This window comes from Microbacterium kribbense (genome assembly GCF_039537285.1).
Lineage (GTDB): Bacteria > Actinomycetota > Actinomycetes > Actinomycetales > Microbacteriaceae > Microbacterium > Microbacterium kribbense.
Window position 1 is genome coordinate 236,205 of sequence record NZ_BAABAF010000003.1, and the last position, 19,498, is coordinate 255,702.

The window sequence follows — 19,498 nt, forward strand, 5'->3', positions numbered from 1 at the left end:
GTCAGCGCCGCGACAGACGAGACGGCCACCAGATCGCCCGCCCGATGTCATAGGAGAGCGCGGGCACCAGCAGTGAGCGCACCACGAAGGTGTCCACCAGCACGCCGAACGCGACGATGAATGCGATCTGGGCCAGGAACAGGATCGGGATGACTCCGAGCGCGGCGAACGTGGCCGCCAGCACCAGCCCCGCCGACGTGATCACCCCGCCGGTGGCCACCAGGCCGCGCAGCACCCCGGAGCGGGTGCCGTGCCGGCGCGACTCCTCCCGCACCCGCGTCATCAGGAAGATGTTGTAGTCCACGCCCAGCGCCACCAGGAACACGAATCCGTACAGCGGCACGGCCGGGTCGGCCCCCGCGAAGTGGAAGAGGTGGTTGAACACCAGCGCGGCCACCCCCAGCGCGGCCACGAACGAGACGACGACGCTGAGCACCAGCAGCACCGGGGCCAGGATCGAGCGCAGCAGCAGCATCAGGATCAGCAGGATCACCACCAGCACGATCGGGATGATCAGGGTGCGATCGCGGATCGACGTGTCGTTGGTGTCGACGTCGGTCGCGGTCGTGCCGCCGACCTTCGCGACGCCGGCGCCGACGTGGGTGGCCAGATCGGCGCGCAGCATGCGCACCACCTGGTCGGCGGCACGGGAATCCGCCGCGTCGGCGAGAGTGCCGATCAGCAGCACCTCGCCGCGCGAGACCGTCGGGGTCGGGGCGGGCGAGCCGGGCGGACCGGGCGCGGAGAACACCGGCTTTCCGTCGGTGACGGTGATCGTCGCCTGCCCGGTCACCGAATCAGCGGATGACGCGGCCAGCGCGTCGATGCCGTCGGTGCGCTCCAGCACCGCGATGGCCGCCGAGGCATCCTGCTGCGGTACCAGCACGTACACCGGGCTGCCGCTGCCGGCGTCGAAGTGCTCGCCGAGCACCGCCTGCCCGTCACGGGCCTCGGAGTGGCCGAGCACCAGGTCGCTGGCGGGAACCCCGTTCGCGTTCAGCTGGAGGATCCCGCTGCCGGCCGCCAGCAGCGCGATCAGGCACACGACCCAGATGGGCCGGGCCCGGCGGGCGATGGACCGTGCCTGCCGCGCCCACAGGCCCTTCACCGGCTGCGTCAGGTCATCGGGGATCATCGCGATCGGATGGCGCGGGATGAACGGCCAGAACGCCGATCTGCCGAACAGCGCCATCACCGCCGGCAGGAACGTGAGGGCGGCGAGCATGGCGAACGCGATGCCGATCGAGGCGATCGGCCCCAGGGCGCGATTGGTGGCCAGGTCGCTGAGCAGCAGACAGAGCAGCCCCGCGATCACGGTGCCGCCGGACGCCAGGATCGGCTCGAACGCGCCACGCCACGCGCGGGTGGTGGCATCCCACCGTCGCCTGCCCTCGCCGATCGCCTCGCGGAATCGGGCGGCGTACAGCAGGGCATAGTCGGTGGCCGCCCCGATCACGAGGATGAACAGGATGCCCTGCACCTGTCCGTTGAGCACGACGACGCCGTTCTTCGCGAGCCACCAGACCGTCAGCAGCGCCACGCACAGCGCGAACGACGCCGTCGCCAGCACCAGGATCGGCAGCAGCGGCGACCGGTACACGACGACGAGGATCAGGAACACCGCCAGCAGGGCCACCCCCAGCAGCAGCCCGTCGATGCCGAGGAAGCCGCCCACCAGATCGGCCGTGAAGCCGGCAGGTCCGGCGATCCACGCGGTCGTACCGGCGGGCAGCCCGGCATCCAGAGCCGTGCGGACGGCGGTGGTGGCATCGATCAGGGTGCCGCTGGTCAGCGGCACGAAGATCTGCGCGGCCTTGCCGTCCGTGGAGACGATCGGCGGTGAGATCGTGCCGTTGACCCCGGGCACGTCCGTCAGGCTCTTGGAGAGCGTGCGCAGATCGGTCAGCTGCGTATCGGTGAGCGCACCGTCGCCGGTGATGACGATCACGGCCGGGATGCTGTCGCTTCCGACGAAATCGGCCAGGCGGTTCTGCACCGCGGTCGAGGCGGCCGAATCAGGCAGATAGGCGGATTGGTTGTTGGTGGAGACCTCGCTGACCCGGCCGAAGTAGGGTCCGCCCACGGCGCCGCCCACCAGCCACACCACCACCAGCAGCACCGGGATCCCGATCCGCAGCCAGCGGGCGGGTTGCGCGGATTGTGCGCGCAGGCTGCGCCGCGTGATGGCCATGATGCAAACTTACCGGCCGGAAAAGGCCGCTTTGTCCGGGCCGGATCGCCTCCGGCGGCGAGGCGGGTGGCGCACCATAGGCTGAGTTGGTGCCCGCAGCTCTGATCGCCCTGTTCGGTGCGTTCGTGTTCGGCTCTGCCGATTTTCTGGGCGGACTGGCCGCGAAGAAGCTCCGCTCGATCGTGGCGACCGCCGTGGCCGCCCTGTCCGGGCTGGTGCTGCTGGTCGTGCTGTATCCCCTGCTGGGCGGTGCGTGGGCCCTGCCCGATGTGCTCTGGGGTGCGGCATCGGGTGTCTTCGGCGCCCTCGCGATCGCGCTCTTGTACGCGTGTCTCGCGATCGGGCCGATGAGCATCCTGTCGCCCCTGACGGCGATCGTCTCGGCGATAGCGCCGATGCTGTGGGGGCTGCTGGTGGACGGCGAGCAGCTGAGCGCGGTCGGTTATGCGGGGCTGGGCGTCGCGCTGGTGGCGGTCGTGCTGGTGGGGTTCATCCCCGGTGCGAAGGCCGTGCGGCCCGCACCGCGCGGGCTGCTGATGGCCGTCGGGTCGGGCCTGGCGATCGGCGGGTTCATGATCGTGCTGAACCAGACCTCGCATGCCAGCGGCATCGTGCCGCTGATCATGAACCGCGCGACCAACGGCGTGCTCACCGCCGCCGTCGTCCTGGTGCTGCTGGTGGGCGCGGCGCGCAAGCGGCTGCCGATGGCGGCGGCGCTGGGCGCGCAGGGCGCCGAACTGGGGGCGACCCCCACCGGCCACGCCGATCTGGAGCGTGCCGTCGAGGACGCCCCGGCGCCGCCCCCGCCGCGCATCCCGGTCAGCGCATGGTGGCTGGCGATCTCGTGCGGCGTCGTGGACTCGACGGCCAATGCCATCATGCTCGGCGCGCTGCGGCTGGGCGACCTGTCGATCGTCTCAGCGCTGACCGCGATGTATCCGGCGGGAACCATCGTGCTGGCGGCCATCATCCTGCGGGAGCGGGTCGCGGCGGTGCAATGGGTCGGCCTGGTGCTGGCGCTGGCGGCCGGCATCATGCTCGCCGTCGCGTGAGGGATGGATGCCGCGGGCGGCCTGAGGCCGGGGCACCGGTGTCGTGCGGGGCGCGGACGCGGCCCGGACCGCCGGTCAGGTGCCCGGGCCTGGGCCGCGGACGCCGCCACCGCCTCGGCTGCCGCACCCATGCCGCCGATGCCGATCCGTCCTCGTCGAACAGTCCCGGCGGCCGCGGCATCCGCGCCCCGGCCGACCGGCTGACCGCTGCGAAGGCGCGGCCGTTGGCGGCCTCGGCGCGTCCCCAGGCCGCCTTGGTGCCGGTTCCGGGCGCCGCGTCGATCGGGCCGGCATAGCCCCACTTCTGCGTGAGCCACTGCTGGACGGCCTTGCACGTGGTCGCGTCGAGCGCGCCGTCGACCGGCAGCTCCGCGCCGATCGCGCGGCGGGCATAGCCGGCCGCGTTCAGGAACGATTGCAGGCCGCGCACGGTGTTCACGCCGGGGTCGTTGTCGATGCGACCGGCGTACCGTCCGGTGCCCTTGAGCATCCGCTGGATGCCGGTCCATCGCCACGCCAGCATCGCCGCCGGCCTGGCGATGCCGGGAACCGGCGCGGGGGCGGCGGGCATGTCCTGATAGACGCCGACCGTGATCGCGTGGTTCTCGAAGTGCCAGCCCTCATAGTCGGGCACACCCCATCCGCCCCACGTGAAGCCGTGCTTCCCGCCCAGCCGCACCGCGATCTGCCACCGTGTCGAGCCCTTCACGGTGACACCGGCGTCGGCACCCGAATCGCGGATGTCGAGCGCACGGGGGCCGGACGGGCCGACCTCGCAGTGCGATGACTCGGACGGCTTGGCCCACTTCACCCCGCCGGACTGCCCGGCCAGATACCTGAGGTAACCGCTCCGCTGCTCTCTGGCGGTGCGCACCCCCGACGAGATGGACAGGCTCAGACCGGTCTCGGCGGTGAAGTCCGCCCGCCACTTCACGAAACGGGCGGCGACGTTGCGCTCGACGCGCTGCCGGTCGATGAACTCGTAGCGGTAGTTCACCACAGCTGCTCCGATCGACGGTGGGCCTTGCTGGCTGAGAGTACGCGATGGCCACCGGTGATACCACAGCGGGCGGCGGGCAGCCGGGCCGACGAAGCTGAGTGGGGGGAGAGCCACCTAAGGGAATCGAACCCTTGACCTATTCATTACGAGTGAATCGCTCTGCCGTCTGAGCTAAGGTGGCATGCGGCGCCGGAGGCGTTGCACGATGTTCGATCTTACATGGCCACGCCGGGGCCGACGAAACCGGGCGCCCGCAGATCGCGGTACATCCACCTCCGAAGCGGCGCCCGACTCGCTCGCGCTATGGAAACCCGCATCCGCGTACGAAAAGAACATGCGCGGACGCAAGAGACGGGCGCCGATGGGCGCGCGAACCAGACGCAGATGTGCGACCCGTCCGGGCCGGCGCCGGCTACTGCGGGCAGCGGATGTCGCCGGAAGGCACGGTCCCCCGCACGAAGTAGTCGTTCACGACGCCATCCACGCAGGCGTTGCCCTTGTTGAAGCCGGTGTGACCCTGGCCCACCCGGGTGATCAGGATGCCGGAGTCCAGCTGCTTCGCCAGCGACTGCGCCCAGCTGTACGGCGTCGCCGGGTCGTTGGTCGTGCCGATCACGAGGATAGGGCCCGCGCCGGGCGCGTGGATCTGCTCCCGCACGCCGGTGGCCTTGACCGGCCACACGTCGCAGAGGTTGACATCCACGCTCCAGTACGGCGCGATCGTCGGGGCCTTCTGCTTCAGCTCGGCCGCGGCGGCGGTCAGCTGCGCCGGGGTGGCATCATCCGGATAGTCCATGCAGTTGTAAGCGTTGAATGCCTCATACGAGTTGTCCTGGTATCTGCCGTTGACGCGGTTGTAGTAGAAGTCGGCGAGCCGGAATGCGGTCGCCGCGTCGCCCCGCGTGACTTGGGCCAGCGCCTGGGTCAGCACCGGCCAGCTGTCCTGCGCGTACAGCGCCGCGACGATCGCCGTCGTCAGCGAGTCCGCGCCCAGCAGTCGCCCGTCGCTGCTCCGCAGCGGCGTGCGATCGACCTTCGCCAGCAGTGCACCGAGGTCGGCCATGCCGTCGTCGACGGTGCCGGCGAACGGGCATCCGCGCGCCTTCAGGCACGACACCATGTAGGCCTTCAGCGCCGACTCGAACCCGATCGCCTGCGTGACGCCGACATCCAGCCCCGACACCGAAGGGTCGATCGCGCCGTCGAGCACGAATCGACCGACGCGCTGCGGGTACAGCTTCGCGTAGGTCGCGCCCAGGAACGTGCCATACGAGTAGCCCAGGTAGTTCAGCTTCTTGTCGCCGAGCACGGCGCGCGTCAGATCCATATCGCGTGCCGCGAACACAGTGGTGATATCGGGCAGGATGCCTCGGCTGTTCGCCTTGCAGGCGTCGGCGAAGGTCTTGCCCGACGCCAGCACCTCGGCGCGCCAGGCAGGCGTGTTGCGGGGGGCCTTGGGGATGTCGAACAGATACGCATCCATCTGCTTCGCATCGAAGCACTTCACCGCGGTGGACTCCCCCACCCCCCGGGGATCGAACCCGATCACGTCGTACGAGCGGGAGAGCGTGTCGCCGACGGCGAACTGCAGCGAGTCGCGCACCAGCGCGATGCCGCTGGCCCCCGGGCCACCGGGGTTGACCAGCAGCGAACCCAGCGGCTTGCCGTCGGACGCACGGTGCCGGATGATCGCCAGATCCACGGTCCCCGAGCCGGGATCGTTCCAGTCCAGCGGCGCCGTAATGGTGGCGCAGTCGAAGCCCGGCGTGCACGATTTCCAGTCGACGGCCTGCGAGTAGAACGGCAGCAGGTCCGCCGCCACCCCGGCGCTGTCCGGCGCGGTGGTCGCACCCGAGGTCGGCCGGCTGCTGTGCTGGTCGTCGGGGATGACCGAGAACAGGCATCCGGTCAGCAGTGTGGCAGCCGCCGCCAGCCCGGCGATGACGGCGATGACACGGTTTCGGGCTTTCACGGGGTCCTTCCGCTGGCGACGGTGATCAGCATGCTCTCGAGGGCGAGCACGGGAGACACGTTGCGTTCGAGACTACGTCGCGTCTTCGCGATCTCATCGAGCACCACCAGGGTGCGCGCGGGGTGCCAGGCGGCGGCGATCGCGTGCAGCGGGCCGGCCAGCTCGCTGTTGATCAGGTCGTCGCCGCGCCCGTACTGCACCATCAGCACGTCCCGATACATCGACTGGAGGTCGGTGAGCACCCGATCGATGCCGTCGCGCAGGCTGCGCGTGGCGCGGCGCTTCTGGTCGTCTTCGAGCGCCTTCAGCTGCGCCCGCACGGCGGGCGGCACGGCGGCGCCCGGCGCGATGCCGAAAGTGGTCAGCAGCCCGCTGCGCTCGGACTCGTCGCGTTCGGCGGTCAGCGCCTTCGCGTCGTCGGTCGCACCGGCGACGATCTCGGCGGCTGCGGCGACGGCGGTGCCGACGCCGCGCACGCCGAGCACGGCGCGCAGCAGCTCGTCGCGCCGGGCGCGGGCGGCGGCATCCGTGGCCAGCCGCTGCGCCATGCCGATGTGCCGCTGCGCATGTCGGGCGGACTGCTCGGCGGTGGCGGGGTCGACGCCGGTGCGCTCGGCGATCAGCCGGGCGATGTCGGCGACCTCCGGATCATGCAGCCGCAGCGTGCGCACGCGCGAGCGGATCGTGGGCAGCAGGTCGGCGGCGCTGGGCGCACACAGCACCCAGACGGTGCGCTCGGGCGGCTCCTCCAGAGCCTTCAGCAGCACGTTGGAGGTGCGCTCGGCCATCCGGTCGGCGTCTTCCATCACGATCACCCGGTAGCGGCCGAGCGAGGGCGCGAAGTACGACCGCTCCACGAGCGCCCGCGCATCCTTGATCGTGATGATGACGCCCTCGGTGCGCAGCGCCGTGTAGTCGGGATGCGTGCCGGCCAACACCTGCCGGGCAGCCCGCTCGTCGCCGGGCTCGGCGATCAGAGCGGCGGCGAACGCGCGGGCCAGCGTCGAGCGGCCCGAACCGGGTGGGCCGGTGATCAGCCACGCGTGCGTGAGCGCGGTCGGGTCGGATGCCGCGGCCTGCAGCGTGCGGACCGCCTCGTCCTGCCCCCAGACCTCGCCCCACGGCACTGGCCGAGCGGCGATCACGGCGGCAGCATCCATGCCGAACAGCCTAACCGGCGCACCCGACACTGCTCGCTGCACCGTCGGTTTGCGCGGTGCTCAACGTCCCCTTCTTGGTGCCGACCGTAGACCACCACCTGCGGGCGGTCTCTCATCCGGCGGGCGCACCAGCATCCACCCACCCGCACTGAGACCACCACCTGCAGGCGGTCTCTCATCCGGCGGGCGCACCAGCACCCACCCACCCGCACTGAGACCACCACCTGCAGGCGGTCACACGTCCGGCGGGTGCACCAGCACCCACCCACCCGCACTGAGACCACCACCTGCAGGCAGTCACACGTCCGGCGGGCGCACCAGCACCCACCCACCCGCACCGAGACCACCACCTGCAGGCGGTCACACGTCCGGCGGGCGCACCAGCCTCCACCCACCCGCACTGAGACCACCACCTGCAGGCGGTCACTCGTCGAGTGGGTGCTCGGCCGATGACCCACCAAAGTGGGACTCGCTTGAGCAGCGGAATCGAGGAGTGGGGAAGCCGATCGAACGGCCGAACCGAAGAGTGGACAGCGGGGCGGTCAGCCGAGCCGGGCGGACACGCGGTCGCGCACCCGCGCGGCGATCTGGTCGACCGGCAGGCTCGCGTCCACCACCAGGAACCGATCCGGCTCGGCCCCGGCGAGCGCCAGGAATGCGGCGCGCACCCGGGTGTGGAACTCGGCCTGCTCGGCCTCGAGCCGATCGTACGGCTTGTCGTCGGCATCCAGTCGGCGGCGGGCGGATGCCTCGTCCAGGTCGAGCAGGACGGTGACATCCGGCAGCAGCCCGTCGGTGGCCCACAGCGACAGATCCCGCACCTGCTGCGGGTCGAGCACGCGGCCGGCGCCCTGGTAGGCAACCGATGAGTCGAGGTAGCGATCCTGGATCACGACGTCGCCGCGCACCAGCGCCGGCCGCACCACGGTGGCGATGTGGTGCGCACGGTCGGCGGCGTACAACAGGGCCTCGGCACGCGGGTCGATGTGCCCGCGATGGTGCAGCACAATGTCGCGGATGCGCTGACCCACCTCGGTGCCGCCGGGCTCCCGGGTGCGCACGACGCGGCGCCCCTGCCCGGACAGCCACTGCTCGAGAGCGGCCGCCTGCGTGGTCTTGCCGACGCCGTCGCCACCCTCGAACGTGACGAAGAGCCCGGTCACTTCTTCTTCGCCGCGGGCTTGCGCGTCGTCGCCTTCTTCGCGACCGGCCGGCGCTTGGGGGCCGGACCCTTCGCGCGCTTGTCGGCCAGCAGCTGCACGGCGCGGGCGAAGTCGACCGCCATCGCGTCTTCGCCGCGCGGCACCGTCGCGTTGGTCTCGCCGTCGGTGACATACGGGCCGAACCGGCCGTCGCGCAGCTTGATCGCCTTGCCGCTGACGGGGTCGGCCTCGAACTCCTTCAGCGCGCTGGATGCGCGCTTGGCGCCATACTTGGGCAGCTTGTAGCGCTCGAGCGCCTCCTCGAGCGTGATGTCGAACAGCTGCTGCTCGGCATCCAGCGAGCGCGAATCGGCGCCCTTCTTCAGGTAGGGCCCGTAGCGCCCGTTCTGCGCGGTGATCACTTCGCCCGTCTCGGGGTCGGCGCCCAGCACCCGCGGCAGCGACAGCAGTCGCAGCGCTGTGTCGATGTCGATGGTGTCCACCGACATCGACGCGAACAGCGATGCGGTGCGGGGCTTGGGCGCCGCGGTCTTCGCGGGCTTCTTCGCTGCCGCCTTCTTGGCTGCGGGTTTCTTGGTCGCCGGCCCCGCTGCCGCGCCGCCGGCGGCCTCATCCTCGGCGGTGACCGCGGTCGCTTCGACGGCGGTCGTCTCGCCCGCGGCATCCGGCGTCGGCTCGTCGGCAGGCAGCTCCTCCTGCACATACGGCCCGTACCGGCCGTCTTTGACGACGATCAACCGGCCGTTCTCGGGGTTCTCCCCCAGCACCCGGTCGCCGGCGACCGGGGCATCGATGAGCTCCTGCGCCTTCGCGGCGGTCAGCTCGTCGGGCGCGAGGTCCTCCGGGATGTTCACCCGCCGAGGCGTGGCATCCGGCGCTGCCGTCGGATCGACGATCTCGAGATAGGGCCCGTAGCGACCGATGCGCAGCGTGACGTTGTCGGCGATGCGCGTCGAGTTCAGCTCGCGCGCGTCGATCTCGCCGACGTTCTCGACGATGTTGCGCAGCCCGGTGTGCCCTTCCGAGCCGAAGTAGAACTCCTTCAGCCAGTCCACCCGCTTCTGCTCGCCGCGGGCGATGGCGTCCAGGTCGTCTTCGAGCCCGGCCGTGAAGTCGTAGTCGACGAGTTCGGTGAAGTGCTGCTCGAGCAGGCGCACGACGCTGAACGCGATCCAGCTGGGCACGAGCGCCTGACCGCGTTTGGTGACGTAACCGCGGCCGAGGATCGTGTCGATGATGCTGGCGAACGTCGACGGGCGGCCGATGCCCTTCTCCTCCAGCGCCTTGACCAGCGATGCCTCGGTGTAACGCGGCTTCGGGGTGGTGGCGTGTCCCTTCGGCTCGACGTCCCGCACCGCGAGGATGTCGCCGACGGCCAGCTGCGGCAGCGCCTGATCGTTCTGCTTGTCGGCGTCGGAGCGCTTCTCGTCGCGGCCCTCTTCGTACGCCTCGAGGAATCCCTTGAAGGTGTAGACGGTGCCGGATGCCGTGAACTCGGCGACCTCCTCGGACAGCGTCACCGCGAGGGTCACCGTCGTGGTCTCGTACGTGGCGTCGGACATCTGGCTGGCGACGGTGCGCTTCCAGATCAGGTCGTACAGCCGCTGCTCGTCGCGATCGAGCGAGCCCGACACGGAGGACGGCGTGCGGAAGTGCTCGCCGGACGGGCGGATCGCCTCGTGCGCCTCCTGCGCGTTCTTGCTCTTGCTCTTGTAGACGCGCGGATTCAGCGGCACCGCCTTCGGCCCATACAGCTGCACGGCCTGCTCGCGCGCCGCCTGCACCGCCTGGGTCGACAGGGCGACCGAGTCGGTGCGCATATAGGTGATGAACCCCTTCTCGTACAGTCGCTGGGCGACGCTCATCGCCTGCTTGGCGCTCATCGAGAGCTTGCGGCCGGCCTCCTGCTGCATCGTCGAGGTCGTGAACGGGGCGTAGGGGCGGCGGGTGCCGGGCTTGGACTCCAGCGCGGTCACGGTCGCCGCGCCGACGGCGGCCACTTCTTCGGCGAGTGCCCGGGCCCGGGCCTCGTCGAGGATGACGACGGCCTTCTTCAGTGCGCCGCGGTCGTCGAAGTCGCCGCCTCGGGCGATGGCCGCACCGGCCAGACGCACCAGCTGGATGCCGAACGCGTCGGACTGCTTGGCGGCGTGGGCCTGCACATCCCAGTACGACGCCGACACGAACGCCATCCGCTCGCGCTCGCGGTCCACGACCAGGCGGGTCGCGGCGGACTGCACCCGGCCGGCCGACAGCCCCTGCTGCACCTTCAGCCACAGCACGGGTGAGACATCCCACCCGTACAGCCGGTCGAGGATGCGCCGGGTCTCCTGCGCGTCGACCAGGTCCAGGTCGAGCTCGCGGGTGTTGCCGACGGCGGCCTGGATGGCGTCCTTGGTGATCTCGTGGAAGACCATCCGCCTGACCGGCACCTTCGGCTTGAGCGCCTCGAGCAGGTGCCATGCGATGGCCTCGCCCTCGCGATCTTCATCAGTGGCCAGCAGCAGTTCGTCGCTGGTCTTCAGGGCGCGCTTGAGCTCGGCGACGGTCTTCTTGCCGCGGTCGGACTCGACGTAGAACGGCGCGAAGCCGTTCTCGATGTCGATCGAGTACTTGCCGACCGAGGTCTTCTTCAGCTCGGCGGGAATCGCCTTGCGATCCGCCAGGTCGCGGATGTGACCGACCGAGCTGAGCACCTCATACCCGTCGCCCAGGTATCCCTGAATCGACTTCATCTTCGTCGGGGACTCGACGATGACGAGCTTCTTGCCATGTGCCAAGGGGGTGGTCCTTTCTCCGAAGCACACCATACACACCGTTTGCTGGGTGCAGCGCCGCGAATGCTCTCAGCCGGCCGGGCTATTTTCCGCCCGCGCCCACGCGGGCGGGCCCGCACGCGCGGAGGCGGCGGCCCGTAGGGCGCCCACCGGCACGGTCACCGACACGGTCGCGGCCAGTCCGTCCACGGTGCACGAGGTGAGCGCCGCACCGCCGGCGGCGGCCACCTGACCGGCCCGGTCGCACGGCGTTCCCGAGGCTGCGCCGGATGCCGCGTCCGCCGCTGCCAGTGCCGCGGCGTCGGCCGCACCGGCGGCGCGCTGGGCCTGGACGGCGGCCATGCCGACCGCACCGAGGCCGATGCTCAGCGCGGCCGCACAGCCCACGACGCCGACGGCCAGTACCGTGCCGGCCATCAGCGCCCCCGCACAGCGCGCACAGCCCGCACAGCCCGCACAGCCCGCACAGCCCGCACAGCCCGCACAGCCCGCACGGTCAGCGCGCTCCGCACGGGCACGGTCCGCCATCGAGCGCGCACGGCCCCGGCCCGCACGGTCACAATCCGCCGTCCAGCGCGCAGGATGACGCCCGCAGCGGCGGAATCGGCACCGGCAGTCCCGCCGGGGCCGACGCGATCACACAGACCAGGTCGTCGTGGCGAGCCACCCGCGCCGTCGCACCGGCCACGGCGCCAGCCAGCACCGACCCGGCGCGGGCGGTGGATTCACCGCGCGCGACGAGCCGGGCGGCGTCGGCGGCGGCATCCTGCAGTCGCACCTGACGACTGCACGCGCCGAGCGTGGCGGCCCCCAGCACGAGCACCAGGACGACCGCGGGCACGGCGACCGCGAACTCGGCGGTCACCGAGCCCCGGTCGCCCCTGCGCCCGGTCATGCCACGGTCAGCGCGCGACGCACCAGGTCGGTGAGGATGCCGCGCACTTCGTCGGAGCGCATGATCACCACGAGCAGGCCGGCGAAGGCGACCGCGGCCATCGTCGCGATCGCATACTCGGCGGTGGCCGCACCGGTGTCGTCGCCGGCGGCGCGGAACAGACGTGCGGCACGCCGGCGGGTGAGGGTGGGAAGAGACATCATCGGACTCCTTATAGATAGGGACGGGTGGGCACGGCATCGGGCGGTCATAGCGACAACGGCGTCGAGGCCAGCACGCTCAGCAGCATCGGGGCGACGCCCAGCAGCAGGAAGGCGGGCAGGGTGCACGCGCCCAGCGGGATCAGCAGTCGCGCCGACAGCCGCGCGACGCGCATCCGGCCCTCGGTGCGGGCACGGTGGCGGGCCAGGGTCGCCGCCGCCCGCAGCAGCTCGGCGGCCGGGACCCCCGCCGAGCGGGACAGCGTGAGGATGCTGCGGGTCTGCCCGTCCGGCGGCGGCCCGCCGGACTCGGCCACGACGCGCTCGGCCCGCTCCAGCGACACTCCGCCGGTCAGTGCGATCGCCATCAGGTCGGCGTCGATGCCCGGCAGCGCGTCGCCCGGATCGGCCGGGCGCGCCAGCGCCGCACTCCAGCGCCGTGCGGCCACGATCAGCGCGAGCCCGGCGACCGCGCAGACGATGCCGAACGGCGTCGTGCTCAGCGTGCGCAGCGTGTCGAAGCCGAGGGCGGCGCCCAGACCCACCGCCACCAGCGGCAGCCAGGACATCAGCCGTGCGGTGCTGGTCGGCTCGGCCAGCGCGACCCGCACCTCGTCGCGCGTCTGCGCCCCGTCGTCGAGCGCGGCCGCGAAGCCGCGCAGGCTCGATGCGAGCGGTGCGCCCACAGTCTGCGCGATGCGCCAGGCCGCGGCGACGTCGTGCCACGCGGGGCCGGCGGCGGCCAGCGCCGTGGGCACGTCCGCTCCCCCGGCCATCCGGTCCACGACGCCGCCGGCGGTGGCATCCCCCGCCTGCGCGAGGTGCCGCCAGGCCTGCTCGGGGCCGATGCCGGCCTGCAGCAGGACCGCCAGACGCAGCACGGTGCCCACGGGCACGCCGGCGGGCGCGGACCGCTGCCGGCGGAGGGTCATCAGCCCCATGTCTGCGCCTCGATCCGCAATCGACCCTTGCGCACGAACGGCCGGCCGATGCCGGCCACGCGGCGGGTGCCGTCACCGGCGCGCTCGAGGTGGATGACGCAGCCGATCGCGCTGGCCACCTGGCGAGCCAGCGCCGCGTCGCCCATTCCGGCCAGGGCCCCGAGCGCTTCGAGCCGGGCGGGCACGTCGTGCAGCCCGTTGGCGTGGAGCGTCCCGGCCCCGCCGTCGTGGCCGGTGTTGAGCGCACTGAGCAGTTCGCGCACCTCTTCGCCCCGGCACTCGCCGACCACCAGCCGGTCCGGACGCATCCGCAGCGCCTCTCGCACGAGTCGTGCCAGGCCGATGCCGCCGGCGCCCTCGAGGTTGGCCTGACGCGCCTCCAGGCAGATGTGGTGGGGGTGATCGATCTGCAGCTCGGCGACGTCTTCGATGGTCACGATCCGCTCGGTGCCTGGCACCTGCGACAGCAGCACCGCCAGCAGCGTGGTCTTGCCGGTGCCGGCGGCGCCGGTGATGAGCAGATTCACCCGCTCCGCGACGAGCTGCTGCAGTCGGGCCCGCCCGGCTTCATCTACCGCACCGGCGCGGGTCAGTCCGTCCAGGCCGAGTGCGGTGGCGCGGGGCACCCGCACCGAGATGACGGTGCCGCCCCGCGCCACCGGCGGCAGCACGGCATGCACCCGGATGCCCCCCGCCAACCGCACGTCCACGCACGGGCTGGCGTCATCGATGTGGCGCCCGCCGAGCCCGATCAGGGCGACGGCGAGTTCGCGGACGTCGGCCTCAGCGGCCCGCCACTGCCGCACGCGGATCGCTCCGCCGCCGCGATCGACGAACAGCCCATCGGCGCCGTTGACGAACAGGTCGGTGACGGCCGGGTCGTCCAGGTACGGCGCGAGCGGTTCCAGAGCCGGCTCGGTCTGTCGTGGCTGCGGCGAACCCGGCTGCCGGGCCGGTGCGGCCGCCTTGCGCACGGCGGTGCCGGTGCGCGGGCGGACGACGAACGGGTCGGGCATGCACCGAATCTAGGCATCCGGAGTCGGCGTCCAGGCCCCGCCACCGGAATCGGTGGACAACCTGCCGCCGCACGGCCGATGGGGAGGAATCGACGCGGCCGGGGCGCAGCCGCGCCGCGCCACGAAGAAAGCTTCGGAAAGTGAGGGCGGCATCCCATGGGGGGAATGGGATGCCGCCACGCGCAACACCGCAGTCGGGGGGTGATCGGGTGCTGCAATGCCAGAATCGAATGTTCGGCCGCAATTGAGCTTACGCACGTTTTCGTCCGCCGACAAACAAATTCCGCTGGGAATGACTGATATATCAAGTGACGATTTCCTCATCGAACGGGCCCCGCGATCGTGCCCGGTTCGCCGCCGCACGCTGGGGCGGGCGGTGCGATAGATCGGATGAGCATCATCTCGGCGCCGGTGAAGTAGGCACCGGCATCCGGTGCCAGGCCGCCGGCGCCGGGCTCGTCGGCGCGGGCGGCCTGGCCGGTGACAAGGGCCCAACCCGGTCGAGAACGCGCAAACTGCGCCATAGGCCGACCCCACCGCGCAGTTTGCCCGTTCTCGGCAGCTTCTGGCATCCGAGGGCCGAAGCCGGCCGTCGTCAACCGACCGACGACCGCCGCACCTGGCCGCCAGACCGGTCGGCCGATCGCCCGGCCCGTCGAGAATGCGCAAACTGCGCCAGAGCCCAAGCCACCGCGCAGTTTGGGCGTTCTCGACGGCTTCCGGCGGTGCGAGACACAGCCCCGGATGCGCGGGCACCCGCGCTCAGACGTAGCTGAAGATGACCTCGACCTCGACCGGCGAGTCCAGCGGCAGCACGGGCGCGGCCACCGCCGAGCGCGCGTGCCGGCCGGCCTCGCCGAAGACCTGGCCGAGCAGTTCGCTGGCGCCGTTGATGACGCCGGGCTGCCCGGTGAAGTCGGGGGTGGATGCCACGAACCCGACGACCTTCACGACTCCGGTGAGCCGGTCCACGCCGCCGACGGCCGCCGCGGCGGCGGCGATCGCGTTCAGCGCCGACTGGCGGGCATAGCCCTTCGCGTCGTCGGCGCTGACCGCGCCGCCGACCTTGCCGGTCGCCGGCAGCGCCCCGCCGGTCATCGGCAGCTGGCCGGAGGTGTAGATCAGGTCGCCGTGCACGACCGCCGGGAGGTAGGCGGCGACCGGCGGTACGACCTCGGGCAGCGTGACGCCGAGGTCGGCGAGCGTCTGCGAAACAGCCATGTCAGTTCCCTTCGAATCGCCGCGACGCGTCGGCAGCGGCAGCCAGTCCGGTGTTCGCCTCGCCGCTGCCGACCGGACGCTTCAGATACGCGACCAGTCCGCCCTCGGGGCCGGCCACGACCTGGACGAGCTCCCACCCCTGCTTGCCCCAGTTGTTCAAGATGGCGGTGGTGTTGTGGATGACCAGTGGCGTGGTCAGGTATTCCCATGTCGTCATGGCGGCGCTGCACTCCTTGAGCACGAAGGTCGAACACGAAGGTCGAACACGAAGGCGATGGACGGTGACTGCCTGGAGGTTTCGCCCAGCAATCTCCTTTACGATCAACCATATGCCCCACTCGAAACGGACGGCGGCCGGCGTTGCCGGCGGTCTGCTCGGCTTGGTCGGACTCAGTGCCGTCGCCGGTGTTCTGATCACCGCGACGGTCACCCCCGCTGTCGCTGTCACGGGCGCGGCCGCCACCAGCGCGATCGACATGTTCAACAACCTGCCGAGCGTGCTCAAGATCGACAAGCTGAGCCTGCCCACCACTCTGGTGTACAAAGACAAGGGCAAAGAGGTCACGCTCGCGACCTACTACGACCAGAACCGCGACCCCGTGACGTTCAAGCAGATCGCACCGGTCATGCGCGACGCGATCCTCTCCAGCGAAGACCCGCGGTTCTACCAGCACGGCGGCATCGACATCACCGGCACGACCCGAGCGATCCTCAGCAACCTGAAGCCGGGTTCCGCGACGCAGGGCGGCTCATCGATCAGCCAGCAGTACGTGAAGAACGTGCTCGTGCAGAACTGCTACTGGACCGCCAAGACCGACGCCGACGTCCAGAAGTGCTACCAGGAGGCGACCGACTCAAGCGGTGTCAACGGCTACCAGCGCAAGCTGCAGGAGATGCGGTACGCGATCGCCCTGGAGCAGAAGTACTCGAAGAACGACATCCTGCTCGGGTACCTGAACATCGCGAACTTCGGCGGCGTGACCTACGGCATCGAAGCCGCCGCCTGGCACTATTTCGGGGTGCACGCGAGCAAGCTCACCCTCGAGCAGGCTTCGACTCTGGCGGGAATGGTGCAGAACCCGAACGTGTACCGGATCGACATGCCCAAGGGGACGACGACCGACCAGCAGGGCCAGGCCGTCAACACGGCCAAGGACGGCTACGTCCTGACCAAGGGGCGCCAGAAGTATGTCCTGGACGCCATGCTGCGCGACGGCAAGATCACCCAGAAGCAGCACGACGAGGCCACCAAGGCGCCGATCGTCCCCAAGCTCAAGAGCGTGAAGACCGGTTGCGCCGCCAACGACCTCGCGCCGTACTTCTGCCAGTACGTGACCTCGGTGATCCTGAACGACCCCGCATTCGGCACCGCAGATCAGCGCAAGCAGCTGCTGCAGAAGGGCGGACTGAAGGTCTACACGACGCTCGACCCGCGGGTGCAGAAGGCGGCGCAGAACGCACAGAACAAGTACGTGCCGAAGTCCGAGAGCGGCAAGGATGAAAGAGGCGTGTCGATCAAGTTCGGCTCGACGTCGGTGAGCATCGAAGCATCGACCGGCCGTGTGCTGGCCATCGCGCAGAACACGGACTATGTCGCGAGTGGGCCGGAGACACCCGGCAAGACATCCCTGGTCTACGCCGGCGGGCCGATAGGCGGCTCCACCGGCTTCGAGGCCGGTTCGACGTTCAAGCTGTTCACCCTGCTGGACTGGCTGGAGCAGGGGCGCTCGTTGAACGAGGTGATCGACGGCACCAGGAAGGCACGCACGAACTGGACCGACTCCTGCGTGCCGAGTGGCAGCCTGGGGGTGCCCTACGACGTGAAGAACTTCGACAAGGGCCGCGGCGCATTCAGCACGCCGAAGTACTTCACCAAGGTGTCGTTGAACTCCGGCTTCGCGGGCATGGCACATGCTCTCGACCTGTGCGACATCGGCAAGGTGGCCGACCGACTCGGGGTCACCCTCGGCAACGGCAAGCCGATTCCGTTGGCGACGGACAAGCCCGAAGGGCCGGCTGAGATCATCGGCGGCGATGCGGTGTCCCCGATGGCGATGGCCGGCGCCTACGCCGCGGTGGCGAACAAGGGCGTCTTCTGCCAGCCGAGGGTGATCGACAAGATCATCGACGCCGACGGCAACGAGATGACCTTGCCCGACCGCACCTGCACGCCGGTGCTCGACCCGAAGGTCGCCGCCACCGCCGCCTATGCGCTGAAGGGTCCGCTGGAGTCCGGCGGGTCCGGGGTGGGCGGCAACCCCTGGGACGGCACGCAGTTGATCGGCAAGACCGGGACGAACGAGACCTGGCAGACGTGGCTGATCACCTCGAACACCCAGGTCACGACGGCGAACTGGGTGGGCAGCGTCAACGGCCACGTGCCGATGTTCGACCGCTGGTACAAGGGCACCCAGCTCTCCAACATCCGGTTCGTGCTCGGCCGCACGATCCAGGGCGCGATCGATGGCATCTACCCTGGGGGCCAGTTCCCCGAGCCCGATTCGAACCTGACCCGCCGGGTGCTGGTCAACCTGCCGAGCGTGGTGGGGATGTCCCAGGACGACGCGACCCGCACGCTGCGGGGCGCGGGCTTCCAGGTGACGGTCGGAGCACCGGTCGACTCCGATCTGGCCGAAGGCCTGATCGCCGCGCAGAGCCCGGGGGCCGGCAAGACCGCCGGCGGCACGACCGTGACGATCAGTCCGAGCAACGGCAAGGGCATCCCCGTGCCCGACGTGTCCGGGCAGCAGCCGCAGCCGGCTGTCTCGGCGTTGCGCGCCGCCGGGTTCAGCAACGTGAACGCCGTCTGCAAGCAGAATGACGGCGGCGACGGCACGGTCAGCGGCACCGACCCGTCGGCGGGCACGGTCGCCGGCCCGAGCACCGCGATCACGGTCACCTACCAGAGCCCCGATTGCGGGGGCGGCCAGGATAAACCCGGCAAGCCCGGCAAGAGCAACGGCGGCGGATGACCCGCACCCGCACGCCCGCGCGCACCGCCCTCACCGTGCTCGGCACGGTGGGGGCGGTCGGCGTCGGCACCGCGGTCTGGGGCGTCGGCATCGAGCGCTACCTCTTCACGCTCCGGCGGCACTCGCTGCGGATGCTGCCGCCCGGCACCGCACCGATCCGGCTGCTGCACATCTCGGACGTGCATATGGCCCCGTGGCAGCATCGCAAGCAGCGCTGGATCGCGGCGCTGGCCCAGCTGCGCCCCGACGTGATCGTCAACACCGGTGACAACCTGGGCCACGCCGACGGGATCGACGGCATCCGGCGCGCCTTCGCGCCGTTCCGCGGCATCCCCGGCATGTACGTGCACGGGTCGAACGATCTGGTGGCTCCGGCCCCGCGCAATCCGCTGAAGTACTTCGCCGGACCCTCTCGGCACGCCCGCCGGGTCGAATCGCTGGATGTCTCCTCGCTGGACGACCTGCTGGTCGGCGACCTGGGCTGGGCGAACCTGAACAACACCGCAGCGACGATCGACGTCGGCGGCCTGCGCATCGATGCGTTCGGCGTCAGCGACGCACACCGGGACTGGGACCGGCTGGACGAGCTGCCGGCCGCCCTCGCGGCGCTGGGCACCGGCGCCGACCTGACCTGGGGCGTCACGCACGCGCCCTACCAGCGCATCTTGAACGCCTTCATCGGCCTGGGCGCGCAGGCGCTGCTGGCGGGCCACACGCACGGAGGCCAAGTGCGCATCCCGTTCTCGCCGAAGGCGCTGGTCGCCAACTGCGACATCCCCCTCGACCAGGCGCGCGGGCTGAGCACCTGGACCCACGGTGGCCGCACCGTGCCGCTGAACGTGAGCGCCGGCATCGGCCACTCCATCTATGCCCCGGTGCGGTTCGCCTGCCGGCCCGAGGCATCCCTGATCACGCTGCTGCCCCAACGCGGCTGACAG

The 19,498-nt window shown here is 70.8% G+C and carries 17 protein-coding genes and 1 tRNA gene; 3 read left to right on the forward strand and 15 right to left on the reverse strand.

Annotation, left to right across the window (positions count from 1 at the left end; translation table 11 throughout):
* Window position 1: 1 nt before the first annotated feature.
* Window positions 2–2,191, reverse strand: coding sequence for an MMPL family transporter (locus tag ABD705_RS05675; RefSeq protein WP_344781432.1), 2,190 nt, complete (start codon window positions 2,189–2,191; stop codon window positions 2–4).
* 89 nt (window positions 2,192–2,280) lie between these two features.
* Between ABD705_RS05675 and ABD705_RS05680 the strand changes: the two genes are divergently transcribed.
* The gene (locus tag ABD705_RS05680) at window positions 2,281–3,243 is read left to right on the forward strand and encodes an EamA family transporter (RefSeq protein WP_344781434.1); all 963 of its coding nucleotides are present in this window, start codon (window positions 2,281–2,283) and stop codon (window positions 3,241–3,243) included.
* On the opposite strand, the gene ABD705_RS05685 is transcribed toward ABD705_RS05680, so the two are convergent.
* The 14 genes from ABD705_RS05685 to sp36 all read right to left on the reverse strand — a co-directional run bounded on the left by ABD705_RS05685 (window position 3,224) and on the right by sp36 (window position 15,805).
* Window positions 3,224–4,243 carry a M15 family metallopeptidase domain-containing protein gene (locus ABD705_RS05685; RefSeq protein ID WP_344781436.1) on the reverse strand — a complete coding sequence of 340 codons (1,020 nt, stop codon included), beginning with the start codon at window positions 4,241–4,243 and terminating at the stop codon, window positions 3,224–3,226. The two genes, ABD705_RS05680 and ABD705_RS05685, sit on opposite strands and share 20 nt — an antisense overlap.
* A gap of 108 nt (window positions 4,244–4,351) precedes the next feature.
* Window positions 4,352–4,424 (reverse strand) — tRNA-Thr (locus ABD705_RS05690).
* Between the two features lie 231 nt (window positions 4,425–4,655).
* A complete protein-coding gene (locus ABD705_RS05695) occupies window positions 4,656–6,215 on the reverse strand; it encodes an alpha/beta hydrolase (protein WP_344781438.1) in 1,560 nt (519 codons plus the stop codon).
* Window positions 6,212–7,375 carry a DNA polymerase III subunit delta' gene (locus ABD705_RS05700; RefSeq protein ID WP_344781440.1) on the reverse strand — a complete coding sequence of 388 codons (1,164 nt, stop codon included), beginning with the start codon at window positions 7,373–7,375 and terminating at the stop codon, window positions 6,212–6,214. The genes ABD705_RS05695 and ABD705_RS05700 overlap by 4 nt, the downstream gene beginning before the upstream one ends.
* A gap of 542 nt (window positions 7,376–7,917) precedes the next feature.
* On the reverse strand, window positions 7,918–8,538 hold the full coding sequence (tmk, locus tag ABD705_RS05705) for a dTMP kinase (protein ID WP_344781442.1): 621 nt from the start codon (window positions 8,536–8,538) through the stop codon (window positions 7,918–7,920).
* Window positions 8,535–11,318 carry a type I DNA topoisomerase gene (gene topA / locus ABD705_RS05710; RefSeq protein ID WP_344781444.1) on the reverse strand — a complete coding sequence of 928 codons (2,784 nt, stop codon included), beginning with the start codon at window positions 11,316–11,318 and terminating at the stop codon, window positions 8,535–8,537. The genes tmk and topA overlap by 4 nt, the downstream gene beginning before the upstream one ends.
* Window positions 11,319–11,384: 66 nt before the next feature.
* Window positions 11,385–11,732, reverse strand: coding sequence for an Rv3654c family TadE-like protein (locus ABD705_RS05715; protein ID WP_344781446.1), 348 nt, complete (start codon window positions 11,730–11,732; stop codon window positions 11,385–11,387).
* A 139-nt stretch (window positions 11,733–11,871) separates the two neighbouring features.
* Window positions 11,872–12,210, reverse strand: coding sequence for a TadE family type IV pilus minor pilin (locus tag ABD705_RS05720; RefSeq protein ID WP_344781448.1), 339 nt, complete (start codon window positions 12,208–12,210; stop codon window positions 11,872–11,874).
* On the reverse strand, window positions 12,207–12,413 hold the full coding sequence (locus tag ABD705_RS05725; RefSeq protein ID WP_344781450.1) for a DUF4244 domain-containing protein: 207 nt from the start codon (window positions 12,411–12,413) through the stop codon (window positions 12,207–12,209). The genes ABD705_RS05720 and ABD705_RS05725 overlap by 4 nt, the downstream gene beginning before the upstream one ends.
* A gap of 44 nt (window positions 12,414–12,457) precedes the next feature.
* Window positions 12,458–13,351: a type II secretion system F family protein gene (locus ABD705_RS05730; RefSeq protein WP_344781452.1), complete on the reverse strand. Its 894-nt coding sequence runs from the start codon at window positions 13,349–13,351 to the stop codon at window positions 12,458–12,460.
* On the reverse strand, window positions 13,342–14,367 hold the full coding sequence (locus ABD705_RS05735) for a TadA family conjugal transfer-associated ATPase (RefSeq protein ID WP_344781454.1): 1,026 nt from the start codon (window positions 14,365–14,367) through the stop codon (window positions 13,342–13,344). Before ABD705_RS05735 ends, ABD705_RS05730 begins: the two co-directional genes overlap by 10 nt.
* Window positions 14,368–14,687: 320 nt before the next feature.
* On the reverse strand, window positions 14,688–14,891 hold the full coding sequence (locus ABD705_RS05740) for a hypothetical protein (RefSeq protein ID WP_344781456.1): 204 nt from the start codon (window positions 14,889–14,891) through the stop codon (window positions 14,688–14,690).
* Window positions 14,892–15,129: 238 nt separating this feature from the next.
* Window positions 15,130–15,588 (reverse strand): RidA family protein, encoded by a 459-nt coding sequence (locus ABD705_RS05745; protein WP_344781458.1) that lies wholly within the window; start codon window positions 15,586–15,588, stop codon window positions 15,130–15,132.
* A 1-nt stretch (window position 15,589) separates the two neighbouring features.
* The gene (gene sp36 / locus ABD705_RS05750) at window positions 15,590–15,805 is read right to left on the reverse strand and encodes a Sp36 family protein (RefSeq protein WP_344781460.1); all 216 of its coding nucleotides are present in this window, start codon (window positions 15,803–15,805) and stop codon (window positions 15,590–15,592) included.
* Window positions 15,806–15,917: 112 nt separating this feature from the next.
* On the opposite strand from sp36, the gene ABD705_RS05755 reads away from it, so the two are divergent.
* The gene (locus ABD705_RS05755; protein ID WP_344781462.1) at window positions 15,918–18,560 is read left to right on the forward strand and encodes a transglycosylase domain-containing protein; all 2,643 of its coding nucleotides are present in this window, start codon (window positions 15,918–15,920) and stop codon (window positions 18,558–18,560) included.
* Window positions 18,557–19,495 (forward strand): metallophosphoesterase, encoded by a 939-nt coding sequence (locus ABD705_RS05760; RefSeq protein WP_344781464.1) that lies wholly within the window; start codon window positions 18,557–18,559, stop codon window positions 19,493–19,495. Before ABD705_RS05755 ends, ABD705_RS05760 begins: the two co-directional genes overlap by 4 nt.
* Window positions 19,496–19,498 lie beyond the last annotated feature (3 nt).